Here is a 17,625-nt window from a genome sequence, read left to right as displayed (position 1 = left end):
TACTGAATTTACGGCTTTCTATAGCCACTGCAAGAGACCTGCAGAGGGCGTGGAGGCTTCTCCTTGCGAATCTGCAGGGCAGTCAATTTACCCCCCCAGAGACAGCCGGTATCCAGGCACCAGGTGTCATTACATGTTTGATAGCCCAGTGTAGACCAGTGGCCAAACAGGATGCGCTTGCCCTGTGTGGCACGATTGGGTACCTCATACCAGGGTAAGTAGTTCGCTGCCTGGTGACCCGGTGCGCGCTTTTCACGCAGGGCTAAATTTCCCTCTTTGTCGCAAAAACGCAGTCGGGTGAAACAGTTGGTAATAAATCGCAAGCGGTCAATTCCCTCCAGTGTTTCTGACCAACAGTGGGGCTCGTTGCCGTACATCTGCTGGCAAAAATCAGCCACCGCATCACTGCGCAGTGTAGCTTCAACTTCATGAGCGCATTTCAGTGCCGTGGGCAGATCCCATTGTGGTGGCAGGCCGGCGTGAATCAGACTGTAGCCCCGTTCTTCACAGTGGTGCATCAGGGGGCGATGGCGCAACCAGTCCAACAGCTCTTCACGGTCTTTCGCCTTGAGTATTTCCTTAAGGGTGTGATCTTTTTCGGCATGCTTCAAGTTGCCCTGTGACATGGCGAGCAGGTGTAGGTCGTGGTTGCCGAGTACAGTTATGGCCCCATCGCCCAGATTTTTTACAAAGCGCAGTGTTTTGAGTGAGTCCGGGCCGCGGTTTACCAGATCACCCGCGAACCAGAGCGTATCCCGGTCGGCTTTGAAATCAATTTTCTTCAGTAGCTGCAACAGATCTTTGTAACAGCCCTGCACATCTCCAATGGCATACAGCGCCATATTATTGCCTATCTATCATGTCATTTTCGCAAGTTGTCGATCATGGGTTCGTCCAAGTAGCCGTTGAGCTGACAATGCACCAATCAGGGCCAGGAACATATCCCACTGAGTATCCCATGTATCGCCCTGGGTACCCAAGAAGGCTTCAGCCGCCTCCTCACTAATCAATGCGGTCCACCATTCGATCATCTCATAAAAGGCCGAGAAGGCGAGGCAAATACTTGTTACGACAAGGAATAGCCAGCCATCCTGTTGTAATGGCGAGCGTCGCAGGAGGATCTCTCTGGTGAGAATTGCCGGAATAAACCCCTGGGCCAGATGGCCCACGCGGTCATAGTGGTTTCGAGTCAGATCAAGCGTGTCGCGGAGCCAGTTGAACAGTGGCACTTCCGCGTATGTATAGTAACCCCCCACCATCAGGATGAGAGCATGTAGCGCAAGTAATCTGTAAAGTAGGTGGGTAAGCGGGAATGTATTTCTTGTCCATAGCAGCAGAAATATGCCTATCATCACCGGTACCGTTTCAAGGAACCATGTGAGTCGGTCAGCTACCGGGTCAATTGCACTCACCGCCAGGCAGATGGCTACAGCCACAAGCAGGATTACCGGTTCACGGGAAGCTGATTGCTTGATACGCATCTTTTGGGGGGTCAGTGAAGAATATGTGGCATCGCGAGCGTGAAAGGCGATATAGGCGCCTCGAAAGTAATGCCCGCTTCCGAACGCATTTGATAGCTTCCTTGCATGGTCCCTACCGGCGTGGAGATGCTGGTGCCGCTGGTGTAACTGAAGTCCTCGCCGGGTTGTAAGAAAGGTTGTTGCCCCACTACGCCTTCACCAAATACCTCCTGGACGCCTCCGTCCGCATCCGTAATCAACCAGTGGCGGCTGATCAGTTGCGCGCCCGTACTGCCTGTGTTGCGAATGGTGATGGTGTAGGAGAAGACATAGTTATCTTCCGCCGGATTAGACTGGCCTTCAATGTAGTGGGTACTGACGTCTACTTGAATACTATTTTGTTGTGCTTTTGTCATCATTTTGGCGTGATCTTAGCCTTGTTCTGCCGCTAAAGTTTATCTGAAATCTGCTGCTTAGGGGTAACCTGGTGGCTTCAGATTTTTGTTGTTCGGTCGCTCACTAGTGTAATCGTCTTAGCCGATGAAGTCTTTCAAGGATGTTACCGATGTACATGAGACTACTGTTACTTCTTCTCCTTGGTGTCTCGCTGAATGCCTGGTCAGCGGATCCCAATCAGTTTTTGTTGGCTGCTGCCAGTCTTGGGCAGGAGCAACAGGTCAAAACTCTGCTGGCTCAAGGGGCTGATGCCAATGCCAAGAATGGCGCCGGGCGTCCGGCTCTGTTGCTGGCGGCGTTTAATGGTAATGCGCGGACAATCAAGGCCTTGTTGGCGTCTGGAGCCGATGTAAATGCTGTCGATGGGGCGGGTAACAGCGCGTTGATGGATGCGGCGGCTTTTGGCCATGAGGCTGCCGTCATGACACTGATACAGGCCGGGGCCGATGTGAATTTAAAAAATAAGGCCGGGGCGGGTGCGTTGAAACGGGCGAATCTGGGAAAGTACATGGCCGTAGTGAAACTGCTGGAGGAGGCGGGTGCCACCGAAGGGGGTGACAATTGACGCTATTTTCAGTCCTGTTGTGCCGCAGGTCAGATTTGCCTGTGCGAGGCGTCGCATTTATTGATTTTCACTGCAGTCAGCCACTTGAGGATGTGAAGTAGATCAATCCCTGCACTATGTAATTATTCCATTATTCCTCCGTATTCAGTCTATTTGACTCTCTTTGACATTCAATCTATAGACGATTAGGCAAAGAGGGAGGTGTCCATGTTCAGATCCCATCACCATCGCCGCAAACCTGACTTCCTGCTCATTATGCTATCCCTCATCGGTTCAGCCCTCTTAGCCACAGTGGCGGTGCATTTTCATCTGCTGGATCACACTATATCAATTGATCAGGATCAGACTTATAGCGAACAACGCTACAGATAGAGGCCTAAAAGCTGCCCCCGAGTGTCTGAATGGTTTAAAATCGCCCGGTTTTCAGGTTCGTAGTACCATACACGAACAGTATTGTGTCCAGTTCGGGTGATCAATGAGTAATAAATTGCGAGTGGGTGTGGTTGGTGTCGGGTATCTGGGGCGTTTTCACGCCCTGATCTATTCCCGCATGGATAACGTCGAGCTGGTTGGCGTGGTAGATGTGAATGCTGAAACCGCTGCCAAAGTGGCCGATGAGTGCGGTTGTACGGCTTATTCAAACGGTCTTGATTTACTGGGTAAAGTAGATGCGGTCAGCATTGTGGTCCCGACCTCGGCCCATCTTGATGAAGCGCGTCCTTTTCTTCAGGCCGGCATCCATATGTTGCTGGAAAAGCCCATCGCATCCACTGTAGAGCAGGGTAAGGAGATCGTTCGGTTGGCTCAGGAGGCCGGGGTGATTCTGCAGATTGGTCACCTCGAGCGTTTTAATGCAGGGGTGATGGCCTTGGCTGATCGCATCCATAAGCCACGATTTATTGAGGCGCATCGCATGGGGGGCTTTGTTGAGCGGGCCACTGATGTGGATGTTGTGTCTGACCTCATGATCCATGATATCGATATCATACTCTCACTGGTTAAGTCGGAAATAACCGCCATCTCTGCGGTTGGAACGCCGGTATTAACATCGCATGTCGATATTGCCAATGCCCGTCTGGAATTTGCCAATGGCACGGTTGCGAATGTGATTGCCAGTCGAGTATCTGAGAAAAGGATGCGCCGCATCCGTGTGTTCGAAGAGAATCGCTATGAGTCACTCGACTTTATCGACCAGCGAATTGAGACTGCCTACCCCAAACCACGACCCGGAGAGGCTTGGCCGGAGGTGGTGATGGAGCGTCTGGACATTGATCCGGTCAAACCGCTGGATGCGGAGCTCTTGGCTTTTATTGAGTCGGTTCAATCTGGGACGCCGCCCCTTGTGGATGGTGTGGTAGGACTGGAAGCGCTGGATGTTGCCATGCGTGTTAAAGCTGAGATACTCGAGCGTCTCGCCTCCTGATCGATTTACTTTCTATCACAGGATTATTCATAGTCTCACCTCTTTGGGCTATTCAGGGGTGAGGCTGCAAAAACCACCTTTTACCTTTGGATGATGTTATGACAGATAAATCTGTAACCCCGGGTGTGCCCTATCTCAGTTTGCAGGATGAGTTTCTGTCGTTACAGCAAGCTTGGTTCAGCCGGATAGAGGAGATAGGTGCGGGTGGTGCCTTTATTCTGGGTCCCAATGTGCGGGCCTTTGAGCAGGAGGCGGCGGCTTATGTGGGTAGCCAGTATGCAGTAGCCGTTGCGAATGGTACGGATGCCTTGGTGTTGTCGCTTCGTGCGATGGATATTGGGCCAGGTGATGAGGTGATTACCTCCCCCTTTACCTTCTTCGCCACGGCTGAGGCGATCTCTATCGTCGGAGCAATACCTGTATTTGCCGATATAGATGAGGCGAGCTTTAATCTTGATCCTGGGAGTGTGGCGTCGCGTATCGGTGACAAAACCAAGGCGATATTGCCGGTCCATATCTTTGGTAATCCAGCGGATATGAGTAGATTGGGGGCGTTGGCGGATACTCATGGACTGCGTTTGCTGGAAGATGCCGCCCAGGCCTTTGGCGCGCGGCATGGTGATGCGGTGGTGGGGAGCATGGGTGATGCGGGCTGCTTTAGTTTTTACCCAACTAAAGTGTTGGGGTGCTATGGTGATGGTGGATTGATCACCACCAGTGATGAGGTGATCAGGGATCGTCTACTTAAATTGCGGAATCATGGGGCCACGGCGCCCTTTACCCATGATGAATTAGGCTACAACAGCCGCCTGGATGAGGTTCAGGCGGCCCTGCTCCGGTTGAAACTAGAGAAGCTGGAGCAGGACATCGCAGCGAGACTCCAGGTGGCCGCCTGGTATGATGAACGACTTGCTGGTATGGACCTGATTACACCTGTACGCCCTGCAAAGGGACGTCATGCGTTTAATTTATATACCATTAAGCATCCCCGACGTGATGCCCTGCGGGCTCACCTAAATGATCATAAAATCGGTAATAGCCAGTGCTATCCAGTAGGATTGCATCTGCAGACGATTTATTCAGGGTTGGGCTATCAGCCAGGTGATCTGCCTGTGGTTGATCGGGTATGTGGAGAGACACTGTCGTTGCCTATCTTCCCAGCGATGCGGGAATCGCAGGTCGACCAGGTATGTGATTTGGTGGCGGCTGTCTAGTGAAACGTGCCGACCACAATCAGGGTGTGGCCGGCGTACTGTTTTCGTCAGCATCAATCTGTCTTATCTGATCTAATGATATGACGGATTAATCGTCGTCTATTTCCATATCGTCGATATCCAGGTCCACATCCAGATCTGCGACATCAATATCATCGAACTCTGTCTCTGCTGTTGTGCTGGGCTGGGGGGTTATTTCAACCTGCTTCATACGCAACGAACCGCGTGGTGTGAAGTCTTTTTTCGCTTTGTTGTAGCCTGAGTTCAATACGCTTACCAGACTTGCCTCATCTTCAGTCAGTTCGCGTAACTTAGGTTCAACAATGTTGATCTGAAACTCCAGAATCTTATTACGCTTCAGTGAGAAGAGGTAAATGGTAGATTCATTTCCCGTTTCAAGCGTCAGATCGCGTAATACAGGTGAGCTTTTTGCGCCAGCCTCAAGATAGCCGTGCCAATAATTCTTTTTGCTCATGCTTTCCCCACATCAGTCAACTTATTACTTGAGTAGCAGATCCAGTGGCTGCTGATTATAGCTGTCAGGACCTATAGTCAGCGAGGTACAGATAGGGCCAAAGACGGCCTGATCTTATTTTAAAAAAATGAATTCGACAACAGTTTCTATACGACTGTCAGGCACTCATTTAGAGGCGTCGATTGCCCACATTAAGACCTCGTGATTTGTGGAGGAGTCGCCGGCCAGATAACACGTGCCAGGGTGTCTAGTACTCCTGCAGTGTTAATCCGTTAAACAAAGCGCTACGTTCTTGTTCTGATGCAGCCTCCACCGCTTGCTCCACGAGATCTCTAGTAAGGTGGGAAGCAAACAGGGTGATGAAGTCATAGTGGTAAGCACGCAGGAATAAACCGGGCCTGAAGCCCAGACGCGTTGTACTTGAGGGGAACAGGTGGGTCGCGTCAAGTGAACAGAGATCTTTATCCTGTTCAGGGTTATAGGCCATTTTGGCCAGAATGCCGATGCCTACGCCAAGGCGAACATAGGTCTTAATGACATCGGCATCGGTTGCGGTGAAGACCACATTGGGCTCCAGATCAAGCCTCCTGAAGGATTGGTCGAGTTGCGACCGCCCGGTAAAGCCAAAAACATAAGTCACTATCGGGTATTCGGCAACAGCTTCAAGCGTCAGTGGGACAACATCCCGCAGGGGGTGGTCGCAGGGGGTAATAATGGTTCTGTTCCAGTGATAACAGGGCATCATAATCAGGTTGCCAAAATCTACGGTTGCTTCTGTGGCGATGGCAAAGTCGACAGTCCCTCCGGCCGCCATTTCGGAGATTTGCTCGGGGTTGCCCTGGTGCATCTGGAGGTCTACCGAAGGATAACGAGCACGAAATGCCTTTATAATGGGTGGGAGCACATAACGTGCCTGCGTATGTGTGGTGGCAATGGAAAGGCTGCCTGTGTGTGGATCACTAAACTCACTTGCCACGTCTCGAATGGAGTCCACTTCCCTGAGAACCGCCTCGGCGCGCGCAATTATGGCTTTTCCTGCATCGGTAATGCCTGTCAGTTGACGGCCTGTGCGTTCAAAAATAGTGACACCCAGCTCCTCTTCAAGCAGCCGGATCTGCTTGCTAACCCCGGGTTGTGAGGTGAAAAGCCGCTCTGCTGCTGCTGTGATATTCAAGTCATTCTGGGCTACTGCCAGAAGAAAGCGGAGCTGCTGAAGTTTCATAGGGTTTCCATAAGTATAATAATTCTCATTTGTTTTAGATCGATCAACTATTTCTATAGACGTAAAAGTTATTTTGATGTATTGTCACGCCGCGCTATAGTTTTGTGCAAGTAATCAGTTTTTGTTTGGTAAGGAATGGGCCGAACCTTAACAGAACTATTTACATTGTAGGAAACATTGTAATGAGCGTAGTACAGAGTATTAGCGAGTCCGCAAATTTTGCTTCTGTGTTGGCCGGCGTCAGATTCGATGAGGATGGTTTTCTGCTTAACGATTCGATCTGGGATGATCAATTGGCAGAAACCTTGGCCGAGCTGGAAGGCGTTGCCCCTTTGGAATCGGCGCACTGGAGAGTGATCCATTTTGTTAGAGATCGTTTTCTCAGGCTTGGTGCCATACCGCCAATGCGCCGGATATGTCGTAGTAGTGAACTCTCAAAAGAGGAAGTAAAGGATCTTTTTGGGGGCTGCTTGCAGGTCTGGCGCATTGCTGGCTTGCCGAATCCTGGCGAAGAGGCAAAGGCCTATATGGGCTGAGTCATATTTTTTCTACACAGATTCAAGTCTGTGCAGAGTGCCGAAAGGCGGTGCTGAATTAAGGTTTACCTTTCAATGAGTTATACCTCCCTTTGCCCGGTTCGTCCGGGCTTTTTTTTGCTCTGAGGTTTGGGCTATGGGCGGTGAGTGGCCAGTACCAATTGGTTGGCTGCTTCAATGGCCGTGTACAAGCTACCTGGATTGGCCTTTCCCGTACCGGCCAGATCTAAAGCAGTCCCGTGATCAACGGAGGTACGGATGATGGGTAAGCCCAATGTGATATTGACGGCATTACCGAACCCCAGATGCTTTAAGACGGGAAGTCCCTGGTCGTGATACATCGCCAATACGGCATCGGCCTGTTCTAGGTGGCTTGGTGTAAACAGTGTGTCCGCTGGTAAGGGCCCCACTAGCTGCATGCCCCTATCCCTCAATCGGTTCAACGTGGGAATAATGGTATCAATCTCTTCCATCCCCAGATGTCCCCCTTCTCCAGCGTGTGGATTTAGTCCGCAGACAAGTATATGGGGATTGGGAATGCCGAAACGAGCGACCAGATCACGATGTAAGATGTTTATTACCTGTCCCAGCGATGTCTGTGTGATGGCGGCACTGACATCCTTCAAGGGCAAATGCGTTGTGGCCAAGGCGACACGGAGACCAGGGCAGGTGAGCATCATCACCGGATAGCTTGTAGTCAATTCCGCTAAAAACTCGGTATGCCCTGAGAAGCTGAACCCGGCATCGTTAATGATACCTTTATGAATGGGGCCGGTGACCAGTGCGCTGAATTGACCATCCATACAGTACTGCGTGGCCTGGGTAAGCGTTTCAAGTACATAGGCGGCATTCGATTTATTCAGTCTCCCAGGTTCTGCTGGGGCATGCAGATCCATAGGGAATACTGTCAGTGATCCGGCCATTCGGGAAACAGGTGCGGACGGGTCAAAGTGATTGATTGAGAGCGGTAAGGTGAGCCGCTCGGCGCGCGCGTAGAGCATTTCCGCTGAGCAGACGGCGACAAGCGGATAGTCTCGTTCTTGTTGAGCCAGCTGTACACAGAGATCAGGGCCGACACCGGCAGGATCGCCTGGAGTGAACGCCAAAGGGGCCTGTTGGTCAATCATCTCATGACGGCCTTTCAGGAATCGCCCAGCCGAATATCGATATAGGCCTCATCTTTAAGGCGCCGTAAATAGAGTTCCCCCTCTTCTGCTGTCTTTCGATTGCTGATGGCCTTTCTGGCCTCGGCCTTCTGAATCTCCGCCGTGCTGTCGTGCTGGCGTCGCTCAATCAGTTGAGCCAGGTGCCAGCCAAACTCGGTACGGAACGGTTCAGTAAGCTCTCCAGGGGAAAGTTTTTCAATCTCTTCTTCGAATCGGGGGAGGAGTGCGCCAGGAGTTATCCAGCCAAGGTCGCCACCCTTAATCGCAGAGGATTTGTCATCAGAATGTGAGCGGGCCAGTGCCGCGAAGTCATCGCCACCTATGATGCGTTGACGCAATTGTTCCAGGCGTGTTTTGGCATCGCTGTTAGAGGTGACTTCATTGGTGCTGATCAGAATGTGTCTGACCTGGCTTTGGGTGATGATCTTTCGGTCACCGCCCTTATAGTCATTGAGGCGGATAATGTGATAGCCGCTGGCGGTACGAATCGGGTCACTGATTTCTCCCCGCTCCATGTTAATCACGAGGTCAACAAATAGAGTGGGCAATTGATTGGCTTTACGCCAGCCAAGGTCACCGCCCTCTAGTGCTTGTCGGCCATCCGATTCCGTGATGGCGATATCGGCAAATTCTGCACCATTGCGTAGTGATGTGACGATTGATTCAGCGCGTTCGCGGGCACGCTTCATCTGTTCGGGTGAGGCGGCTTCTGGGGTTGCTATGAGGATATGCTGTAGCTCATACGCGGAACGTTCTCCTACGCTGCTGGCCTGCCGAGCAATGAATGCGTCAACTTCCTGGTCGGTGATTCGAATGCGGCGGCGTACTTCCTGATCCTGTAGCCGCTGCATGATGATCTCTTCCTGAATCCCTTTTCGAAAAGTGCGGAAGCTGATGCCGCCCTGCTCCAGGGTTTGACGAAATTCAGACAAGCTTAGATTATTGTTCTGGGCAATATTGTTGATCGCCTGAGCAACAATATCTTCACTGACATTAATACCAGCGCGTGCGGCGGCGGCGAGCTGCAGTTTCTTTAAAATTAGTCGGCCGAGTACCTGCTTTTCGAGAACGGATCTGGGTGGCAAGCGTTGTTCTTGCTGACGCAATTGAGTGACGATCTTTATTATTTCGCTCTCTAACTCACTGCGTACGATGATGTCATCATCCACTACGGCAATTATTTCATCTACCGGTTTTACGGTCTCGCTATGTGCCGGGTTTATTAGGCCAAAAGGGATGATAAGCGTCATGAGCAAAGCGCTCATGCCTTTAAATATAGACTGTCTGGTGATCATGTATGTGTTTGTCAGTTGTCAGTGCGGTAGCCAAGGATTCCGCGTTCAAGGAATTGATCAATTTTGTCGCCCAGGCTGGTGAGTCCTTTCAGCTCAAGCTGTAGGAACAGCGCCAGGTTTCCCTCTGAGTTTGCGTCTGAGCGGTAATTCCTAACAATAAATCGGCTGACCCAGCAGCAGCTGTCATACTCAATTCCGGCGAAGGCTTCCATGGTCTTATTGTGTAACAAGGAGTAATTCCAACGGCCCACAGCATGGAATTGATGGTTGATTGGCCAGCGTGCTGAGAGGTCAGTCTGCTCGATTGATCCATTGGTATGCCGATAGGTCAGGTTCAGGATACGCTGTTTCTCATCGAGATAGTGCAGGCCAAAGGCGCTCTTTTCTGTTGCATTGCTGCTTGAATGTGGATTCCACTGCAGCCCGGCCTGCATGCGCCAGTTGCTACTCAATGTGGTGGCCACCTCGGCAACAATAGATGAACTGTCATCATTGACCGCGGCGCCGCCCGATTGCAACTGAACATCCCGATCTCGGAAGTAGGATATCTGACCAATGCTGGCCCTAAAGAGTTCCTCGCCTGTCTCACTGCTGAGGCTTCGTGAGGTCAATGCCGTAGTCAGTTGATTGGCATCGCCCACTTTGTCTGATCCGCTGAAGCGGTTTTCACGAAACAGGTTGGCGAAACTGAAGTCAAGGGTTGCCGTGTCAAAATCCGGTATGTCGCTCTGATCCTCTTTTGGGGTATAGAGGTAGTAGAGTCGAGGCTCCAGCGTTTGGGTTATGGCATTCCCAAACCAGTTGGCGTCGCGTTCGAAGTAGAGTCCGCTATCGATACTCAGTGTGGGGAGTGTGCGGCTGGGGTTGTCATTTAGGCCAGTCGTCTGATTTTCTAAATTGTAATGGGTATGTCGAAGACTCAGCTTGGGTGTTAGAAAGCCCCAGGGACGCCGCATTGGCAAACTGATGCCGGGCTGTAGGTCAAGCCGTGATCCTTTAACTTTGGTGTCTGAACTGTGGCCGAAATTCACATACTCAGATTGAAGGTGGTAGGTTAGGCCCATCGATTGGTCGGGCTTTTCAAGATTAACAAGCAACTGAGGTAGTCGACTGTAGGGACGGTCGTTGATGGCCGTCAATCGATCGATGGTCTGGTATTGTTGCGCTCGACCAAGAAAGCTCCAGCCTGCGCCTTGATACTGAATGTCGCCGCGTCGCTCTTGATGTTTGACGCTGGTGGCTGCCAGGCTGGTCCCTAAGTCATCGATGTAATCCTTATCCGAAACGTAGTTAAGGTCGATGTCATAGCGCCAAGCAGTAGCAGGCGTACCATTAAGCTCCACGTTTAAGGCGCCGCGGGTGTCGTTTTCCCCCGGTCCTTGCTCAGAGTCGCTGGGCAGTAATTCAGCCTTTATTGTCCCTTGGCTCTTTTCTGCCAGATAACGGAATTCGCCACCAAGTAATAAGCCCCGCTTGCTCATGATGCGCGGTGTGAATGTGGCGTCCATTTGGGGGGCAATGTTGAAATAGTAGGGGATTGAAATATCCGCCCCAGTATTTTCCGATGTGCCTATGGATGGCGGCAAAAAGCCCGATTTTCTGCGGTCATCAATAGGGAAGCTCGCGTAGGGGAGGTAAATAAACGGTACGCCCTTAAAACGCAGCTTGGTATTACGCGCCACACCCACGCCAGTTGCCTGGTCTATCTCCATTTCCTCGGCTTCAATCAGCCAGTCACTGTTCCCTGGTTGGCAGGTGGTATAGTTAACTTGGGTATAGCGGGACTGATTTGCATTAATTATTTCCGCTGTCGTAGCCGTACCTCGTGCAACCGGGTCGGTCAGGCGGAATTCCGCCCGGTCGGCGTTGCCCTGCTGATTCTCCAGGTCGTAGTGTAGTTTATTGCTGGTAACACGCAGTCCCGGTTGTTCCAGGTAGACATTACCTTCGGCGTCCAGGATATTGCTCTCCTTTAAGTAAGAGATATTATCAGCTTCAAGCTTATCGTTGCCGCGATCGAGTTTTACATTGCCAGTAAACACAGCCCTGTTTTCTGTGCGATAGAGATCGGCCGCATCGGCTTCTATGTGAGTCGTGTCATCTTGACTCAAAGTAGTTTGCTGAACTGTCCTGGGAGTCTTGATGCCACACTGATTCCAATCGAGCCCGCGATCAATCCGATGGCTGGTGCTTGATGCGATAGGCAGTGCAGGCCGTGGTTCGGGATCGGTAGTTACTACATCTGCTGGCTGTTCCGGCTCAGGCGCTTTGGGCGCTTCCTGTCTGGCAGTGGCAGGTTCGATCTGCTCTACTGGTTTTTCTGCTATGGCGGTTTCTGGCGGCGTGGTAGTCGTATCGGTCTCGGGTGGCGTTTGCTCGGTCTCAGCCTTATGTGTTTCCGTTTGGGCGGGCACTTGCTCTTTGGTCACCTCAGTGGATGGCGTTTCTGTGCGTTCCTCAGTAACCGCGATAGAGGATGTCTGACTTGACGATTCCTCGGTGGCTTGAGGCGCTACAAGCGGTGCGCCTTCGGGTGCTTTGGGTTCTTCAACTGCCTGGGTGACCGCTTCTTCCTGCGTTGTAACAGATTCAGGTTCTGAGGGTACAGGTGCTACGGGCTCAACGGGCGCTGGCCTGGGTTCCAGGCGAGTGGTTTCGGGGGCAACGGGTACACCGTCTTGAAAACATTCCCAATCGCCGTTGCTGGTGGCGCGGCAATCCCACTTCGGGGCGGCTTGAGCGGTAGGAACCAACAGTAAACCACTGATGGCAAGAGGCAGAATCCTTCTTTTTCCAGGCACGGCAAGTCTCTATGATTGTTCTATTTTGTGGAATCAGTATGGCCTCGTTTCCTCCGCCATACCCTGTGCCGCTCCCCTGGCGGCTTGCCCTGTATCCTCTTATTCAGAGAGGTCGTGGCAAGAACAGCATAAAATCGCATAGAATCACCTTTTCTTCAATGGCCGTGGTCTCTTTAAATCGATGAGTAGCGTGCTTTCATCGCTCCCGGAGCTGCAGTTTGGATGGGATAATGCCAAAAAGAATAGAGTTACTCGGAGCCTGGTTAAGCGACACAGTGGGTTTGGGGGTTAGCAAAATAGCGCCGGCCTCGGATGATGCGAGCTTTCGACGTTACTTTCGGATAACGGAGCATGGTCAGGCGTCGCGTATTGCTATGGATGCGCCACCGGATAAAGAGGATTGTCGCGCCTTTGTTGAGTTGGCCAGGCAGTTAGGTTTACTCGGACTGCATGTGCCGGAAATTTATGCGGTTGATCTTGAACAGGGTTTTATTCTGCTCGAAGATTTGGGCTCGACCCACTATTTGGATGTTTTGAATAGTGAAAGTGCTGATCGCCTCTATGGGGATGCGCTGGCCGCCTTGATCGTTATCCAGTCCATAGGCCCACAAGAAACACTGCCTCGGTATGATGCCGAGATGCTTGGGCGTGAGATGATGCTGTTTACCGATTGGCTGGTGGGTACCCATCTGGGTTTACAGTTGACCGCTCAAGAACATGCCATGCTCAATGAGAGTTTTCATCAACTGATAGGTGCGGCACTTGAGCAACCACAAGTGTGTGTACATCGGGATTACCACAGCAGAAATCTACTGGTGAGTGCATCGCCCTCGCCGGGGATTCTGGATTTTCAGGATGCGGTAGTGGGTCCTGTAACCTACGATCTGGTTTCTTTGCTCAAGGATTGTTATATCGCCTGGCCTGTCGAGCGGGTACAAGATTGGGCAATGGGTTATTTTCAACTGGCCGTGCAATCGGGCGTAATCAGGCCGCAGGATGAAGGGCGGTTTTTACGTTGGTTTGATCTGATGGGTGTGCAGCGACATCTAAAGGCCAGTGGCATTTTTGCCCGATTAAATCATCGCGATGGTAAGTCTGGCTATCTCAAGGATGTTCCCCGGACACTGAATTACATCGTGGAAGTGGCTAGTCGTTATCCAGAGATGGCAGGATTGGGTGCGTTCATCAAGCGACGTGTGTTGCCAGGATTGTAAGCCCTCCACTTGGGAGGGCGTTATGAGGTGTTATTCCTTGGCTTGTTCGCGTGCAATAGCGCGATAGCCAATATCCGTGCGGTAGTAGACACCGTCCCAGTTGATTTGTTGGATAAGCTTGTAGGCGCGCTGCTGGGCCACGGCGACAGTTTCGCCTAAGGCGGTTACGCATAATACACGTCCACCTGCTGTGACGACGGCTCCGTTCTGCTCGCTGGTCCCGGCATGAAAAACCTTTTCGCCTTCGGTCGCAGTGGTTGGCAGGCCGTTAATAATGTCGCCCTTATTATAGGCTTCAGGATAGCCTCCCGCCGCCAGTACAACACCTAGTGAAGCGCGGGGATCCCACTCTGTTTGCTCTTGGTCCAATTGTCCCTCCAGTGCAGCAAGGCAGTGAGCGACAATGTCGGATTTCATGCGCAGCATAATGGGCTGCGTCTCAGGGTCGCCAAACCGGCAGTTGTACTCCAGCACTTTCGGTATGCCGTCAGCGTTAATCATCACCCCGGCATAGAGGAAACCGGTGTAGGGGAGTCCTTCTGAGGCCATACCTTGCACTGTTGGAATGATGACCTCATGCATGATTCGATCATGCATCTCGGGGGTGACTACCGGTGCGGGGGAGTAGGCACCCATGCCGCCCGTGTTTGGGCCCTTGTCGCCATTATCCCGGGCCTTATGGTCCTGTGAGCTGGCCATTGGCAGGATATGCTCACCATCGACCATTACAATGAAGCTGGCCTCTTCGCCGGTTAAAAACTCCTCTATGACCACGCGGTGGCCAGCATCACCAAAACTGTTACCCGAAAGCATGTCGCGAACGGTCTCTTCTGCTGTTGCCATATCGGTAGCGATGATTACGCCTTTACCGGCAGCAAGGCCGTCGGCCTTGATTACGATGGGTACACCCACTTGCTTTAGGTAGGCGAGTGCATCATTGATTTCGGTGAAGTTGCCATAGGCGGCGGTAGGAATATTGTGGCGCGCCAGAAAATCTTTGGTGAAAGCCTTGGAACCCTCCAGTTGCGCCGCGCCTTGTGTAGGGCCGAAGCATTTCAGCCCAGCCGCAGTGAACGCATCGACCACGCCCAGTACCAGCGGTGCTTCTGGGCCGACGATTGTCAGGCCAATATCCTGGCGTTGGGCAAATGCTACCAGCGCGTCAATATCCTCAACACTGATCGGAACATTTTCCATGCCGGGCTCAAGCGCAGTGCCGGCGTTACCCGGTGCCAGAAAAATCTTCTCCGCCAGTGGGGATTGGGATGCCTTCCAGGCCAGTGCGTGTTCACGTCCGCCGCCGCCGATAATCAGGATGTTCATGATGGATTGCCTTGGGTCATGTCTGAAAAATGGTGTAGCTCTTGGTTCATCGATGAGTAGTGACGCCACGATCACTCTGTTCGAAAAAGCGGATGATAGCTTCAGTCTCGGTTGTAGGGGCACGCTCTTTCAATGCAGCCAATGCCTGGCTGATATTAAGATTGTCGTGATAGATCGTCTTATATGTCTGCTTGATCGCTGCCCTGTTTTCTGCAGAAATTCCAGCGCGTCGCAAGCCAATGCTGTTGAGGCCAATGATGCGGGCGGGGTTGCCATCGCAAGTAACATAAGGTGGGATGTCCTTCACCACTTTTGTGCAACCAGCAATCATGGCGTAGTCGCCAATAAAGCAGAATTGATGTATCGCTACCAGGCCGGAGATAAAGATTCGATCGCCCAGTTCCACATGGCCCGCAATGGTGCTGTTGGGGCCGAATACATTGTGATTGCCAAGATGACAGTCATGGCCGGCATGGAAACCGCACATGAAATAGTTATTGTCACCGACCTGTGTTCCGCCGTCTGTCTTAACGCCACGACTGATGTTGACCCCTTCTTTGAAATGATTGTTGTTGCCAACTATCAGGGGTCGGCTTTTCTCTATCGTGAAACCCAGGTCTTGAGGTTCACAGCCGAGTACTGCACCGTGGTATACCCTGTTATTCTCGCCAAGCTGTGTGCCTTGGAAGATGCGTACACTACTCTCAATTTTGCAACCAGGGCCAATTACAACATCGGCTTCGATGATCGAATAAGGGCCTACCTCGACGCTGTCGTGAAGTTGGGCGCGTTGATCAACAAGGGCGGTCGGATGAATATTCATGAGGCTTATTGGCGGCTACGGGTGTTACTTGGTTGGGCGTACACCCGTAGCCAGCTCTGTTAGTGGCGGAAGTGACGCATGCCAGTGAATACCATGGCGATGTCATGTTCATCGGCGGCGGCAATCACCTCGTCATCACGCATTGAGCCGCCGGGTTGGATGACGGCGCGAATACCGGCTTCAGCGGCATTGTCCAAGCCATCCCGGAACGGGAAGAAGGCGTCAGAGGCCATGACAGAACCGGGTACGACCAGTCCAGCATGTTCTGCCTTGATCCCAGCGATGCGTGCAGAGTTAACACGGCTCATCTGTCCCGCGCCAACGCCAACGGTCATGCCATCTTTTCCATAAACAATGGCATTGGATTTAACATATTTAGCCACCCGCCAAGTGAAGAGCAGGTCTTCCATCTCTTTGGCTGTTGGGGCGCGCTTGGTAACGACTTTCAGGTCGTTGTGCAGTTGAAGATCGGCGTCCTGAACCAATAGGCCACCATTGACCCGCTTCATATCGAATCGATGCAGTGACTCTTTGTTCCATTCACCACAGGTCAGCAGTCTGACGTTTTTCTTTTCGGCGATGATGCCTATCGCTTCTTGTGAGACGCTAGGGGCGATGATCACTTCGACGAATTGCCGATCGACAATGGCTTGTGCGGTCGCGCCATCCAATTCCTGATTGACGGCAATAATGCCGCCAAAGGCGGATTCAGGATCGGTGCTGAATGCACGATCATAGGCCTCTGTCAGATTGCTACCAAAGGCGACGCCACAGGGATTGGCATGTTTAACAATGACGCAGGTGGGAGCCTCATGGAACTGTTTTACACACTCCAGTGCAGCATCGGTGTCGGCGATGTTGTTATAGGAGAGCTCTTTCCCCTGTAGCTGTCTGGCGGTAGAGATGCAGGCTTCATTCTGGTCGCGCTCAACAAAGAATGCCGCTTTCTGGTGTGGGTTCTCGCCATAGCGCATGGTCTGGACCTGGCGATATTGCAGATTAATGGTACGTGGGAAATCGGTTGTTTCCGTACTCAGTCGACAGCCCAGGTAGTTGGCAATTGCACCATCATAATTGGAGGTATGCTCAAAGGTCTTCACCGCCAGATCAAAGCGCGTTGCAGAGGTTACCGCACCGTTATTTTGATCCATCTCTTCCAGTACGCGGGTGTAGTCCTCAGCATCGACAATGACCGTGACATCTTTATGGTTCTTGGCCGCGGCACGCAACATAGTAGGGCCGCCAATGTCGATGTTTTCAATGGCGGTTGGCAGATCACAATCTGGGTTAGCAACCGTCTGTTCAAACGGATAGAGGTTGACAACAATCATGTCGATTGGGGCAATGTCATTAGATTGCATGACGGCATCATCAATGCCGCGCCGCCCCAAAATACCGCCGTGAATTTTAGGATGCAGGGTTTTGACCCGTCCGTCCATCATTTCGGGGAAGCCGGTGTGCTCAGAGACTTCGGTGACCGGAATACTTTGTTCGCTTAGAAGGCGCGCCGTGCCGCCAGTCGAGAGGATCTCGATGCCGCGTTGCTGGAGTGCCTGAGCAAACTCGATGATACCGGTTTTATCTGAAACACTGATGAGGGCTCGGGTGATTGCTGTCATAGTCCTGATCCTGCTTTTGCTGGATGTTAATGG

17 protein-coding genes are annotated in these 17,625 nt (G+C 52.0%); 6 read left to right on the top strand and 11 right to left on the bottom strand.

All coding sequences use genetic code 11. The features are described 5' to 3' along the window. Positions 1-8: 8 nt before the first annotated feature. From FHP88_RS04085 to apaG, 3 genes are read right to left on the bottom strand one after another with little or no spacing between them, the layout of a single operon-like run. Positions 9-842 (bottom strand): symmetrical bis(5'-nucleosyl)-tetraphosphatase, encoded by an 834-nt coding sequence (locus FHP88_RS04085; protein ID WP_144357733.1) that lies wholly within the window; start codon positions 840-842, stop codon positions 9-11. Between the two features lie 15 nt (positions 843-857). Next, positions 858-1,481 (bottom strand): DUF2238 domain-containing protein, encoded by a 624-nt coding sequence (locus FHP88_RS04080; protein ID WP_144357731.1) that lies wholly within the window; start codon positions 1,479-1,481, stop codon positions 858-860. Positions 1,482-1,492: 11 nt separating this feature from the next. After that, positions 1,493-1,876, bottom strand: coding sequence for a Co2+/Mg2+ efflux protein ApaG (gene apaG / locus FHP88_RS04075; protein WP_144358227.1), 384 nt, complete (start codon positions 1,874-1,876; stop codon positions 1,493-1,495). Positions 1,877-2,025: 149 nt separating this feature from the next. Here apaG and FHP88_RS04070 point away from each other — a divergent pair, with 149 nt between their 5' ends. The 4 genes from FHP88_RS04070 (at position 2,026) to FHP88_RS04060 (ending at position 5,118) form a co-directional block, all read left to right on the top strand. Then, positions 2,026-2,481, top strand: a complete 456-nt coding sequence (locus tag FHP88_RS04070) for an ankyrin repeat domain-containing protein (RefSeq protein ID WP_186297599.1) — start codon at positions 2,026-2,028, stop codon at positions 2,479-2,481. A 207-nt stretch (positions 2,482-2,688) separates the two neighbouring features. Next, positions 2,689-2,853 carry a hypothetical protein gene (locus tag FHP88_RS19095; protein WP_186297598.1) on the top strand — a complete coding sequence of 55 codons (165 nt, stop codon included), beginning with the start codon at positions 2,689-2,691 and terminating at the stop codon, positions 2,851-2,853. Between the two features lie 103 nt (positions 2,854-2,956). Next, positions 2,957-3,904 (top strand): Gfo/Idh/MocA family protein, encoded by a 948-nt coding sequence (locus FHP88_RS04065; RefSeq protein ID WP_144357729.1) that lies wholly within the window; start codon positions 2,957-2,959, stop codon positions 3,902-3,904. A gap of 98 nt (positions 3,905-4,002) precedes the next feature. After that, on the top strand, positions 4,003-5,118 hold the full coding sequence (locus FHP88_RS04060; RefSeq protein ID WP_260843156.1) for a DegT/DnrJ/EryC1/StrS family aminotransferase: 1,116 nt from the start codon (positions 4,003-4,005) through the stop codon (positions 5,116-5,118). A gap of 88 nt (positions 5,119-5,206) precedes the next feature. Here FHP88_RS04060 and FHP88_RS04055 read toward each other — a convergent pair whose 3' ends face one another. Continuing rightward, positions 5,207-5,593, bottom strand: a complete 387-nt coding sequence (locus tag FHP88_RS04055; protein ID WP_144357727.1) for a hypothetical protein — start codon at positions 5,591-5,593, stop codon at positions 5,207-5,209. Positions 5,594-5,840: 247 nt separating this feature from the next. Further along, the gene (gene cysB, locus FHP88_RS04050; RefSeq protein WP_144357725.1) at positions 5,841-6,815 is read right to left on the bottom strand and encodes an HTH-type transcriptional regulator CysB; all 975 of its coding nucleotides are present in this window, start codon (positions 6,813-6,815) and stop codon (positions 5,841-5,843) included. A gap of 182 nt (positions 6,816-6,997) precedes the next feature. Between cysB and FHP88_RS04045 the strand changes: the two genes are divergently transcribed. Further along, a complete protein-coding gene (locus FHP88_RS04045; protein WP_144357724.1) occupies positions 6,998-7,351 on the top strand; it encodes a TusE/DsrC/DsvC family sulfur relay protein in 354 nt (117 codons plus the stop codon). Between the two features lie 134 nt (positions 7,352-7,485). On the opposite strand, the gene pdxA is transcribed toward FHP88_RS04045, so the two are convergent. From pdxA to lptD, 3 genes are read right to left on the bottom strand one after another with little or no spacing between them, the layout of a single operon-like run. Next, entirely contained in the window at positions 7,486-8,478 is a 993-nt protein-coding gene (gene pdxA / locus FHP88_RS04040) for a 4-hydroxythreonine-4-phosphate dehydrogenase PdxA (protein ID WP_144357722.1), read from the bottom strand. Positions 8,479-8,492: 14 nt separating this feature from the next. Next, positions 8,493-9,782 carry a peptidylprolyl isomerase gene (locus tag FHP88_RS04035; RefSeq protein WP_144358225.1) on the bottom strand — a complete coding sequence of 430 codons (1,290 nt, stop codon included), beginning with the start codon at positions 9,780-9,782 and terminating at the stop codon, positions 8,493-8,495. A gap of 41 nt (positions 9,783-9,823) precedes the next feature. Next, complete coding sequence (lptD, locus tag FHP88_RS04030; RefSeq protein WP_144357721.1) at positions 9,824-12,613, bottom strand: LPS-assembly protein LptD; 2,790 nt, start codon at positions 12,611-12,613, stop codon at positions 9,824-9,826. A gap of 230 nt (positions 12,614-12,843) precedes the next feature. On the opposite strand from lptD, the gene FHP88_RS04025 reads away from it, so the two are divergent. Further along, complete coding sequence (locus tag FHP88_RS04025; protein WP_144357719.1) at positions 12,844-13,827, top strand: aminoglycoside phosphotransferase family protein; 984 nt, start codon at positions 12,844-12,846, stop codon at positions 13,825-13,827. Between the two features lie 30 nt (positions 13,828-13,857). Here the strand turns inward: FHP88_RS04025 and purD are convergent, their stop codons facing one another. From purD to purH, 3 genes are read right to left on the bottom strand one after another with little or no spacing between them, the layout of a single operon-like run. Next, entirely contained in the window at positions 13,858-15,150 is a 1,293-nt protein-coding gene (gene purD / locus FHP88_RS04020) for a phosphoribosylamine--glycine ligase (protein WP_144357717.1), read from the bottom strand. A 46-nt stretch (positions 15,151-15,196) separates the two neighbouring features. After that, positions 15,197-15,973 carry an acyl-ACP--UDP-N-acetylglucosamine O-acyltransferase gene (gene lpxA / locus FHP88_RS04015; RefSeq protein WP_144357716.1) on the bottom strand — a complete coding sequence of 259 codons (777 nt, stop codon included), beginning with the start codon at positions 15,971-15,973 and terminating at the stop codon, positions 15,197-15,199. Between the two features lie 59 nt (positions 15,974-16,032). After that, positions 16,033-17,592, bottom strand: coding sequence for a bifunctional phosphoribosylaminoimidazolecarboxamide formyltransferase/IMP cyclohydrolase (purH, locus tag FHP88_RS04010; RefSeq protein ID WP_144357714.1), 1,560 nt, complete (start codon positions 17,590-17,592; stop codon positions 16,033-16,035). Positions 17,593-17,625 lie beyond the last annotated feature (33 nt).

It is taken from the genome of Sedimenticola selenatireducens (assembly GCF_007625115.1).
GTDB classification, from domain to species: Bacteria; Pseudomonadota; Gammaproteobacteria; order Chromatiales; family Chromatiaceae; genus Sedimenticola; species Sedimenticola selenatireducens_A.
The sequence above is the reverse complement of the archived record's forward strand: the minus strand, read 5'-3'. Positions and strand labels throughout refer to the sequence as shown.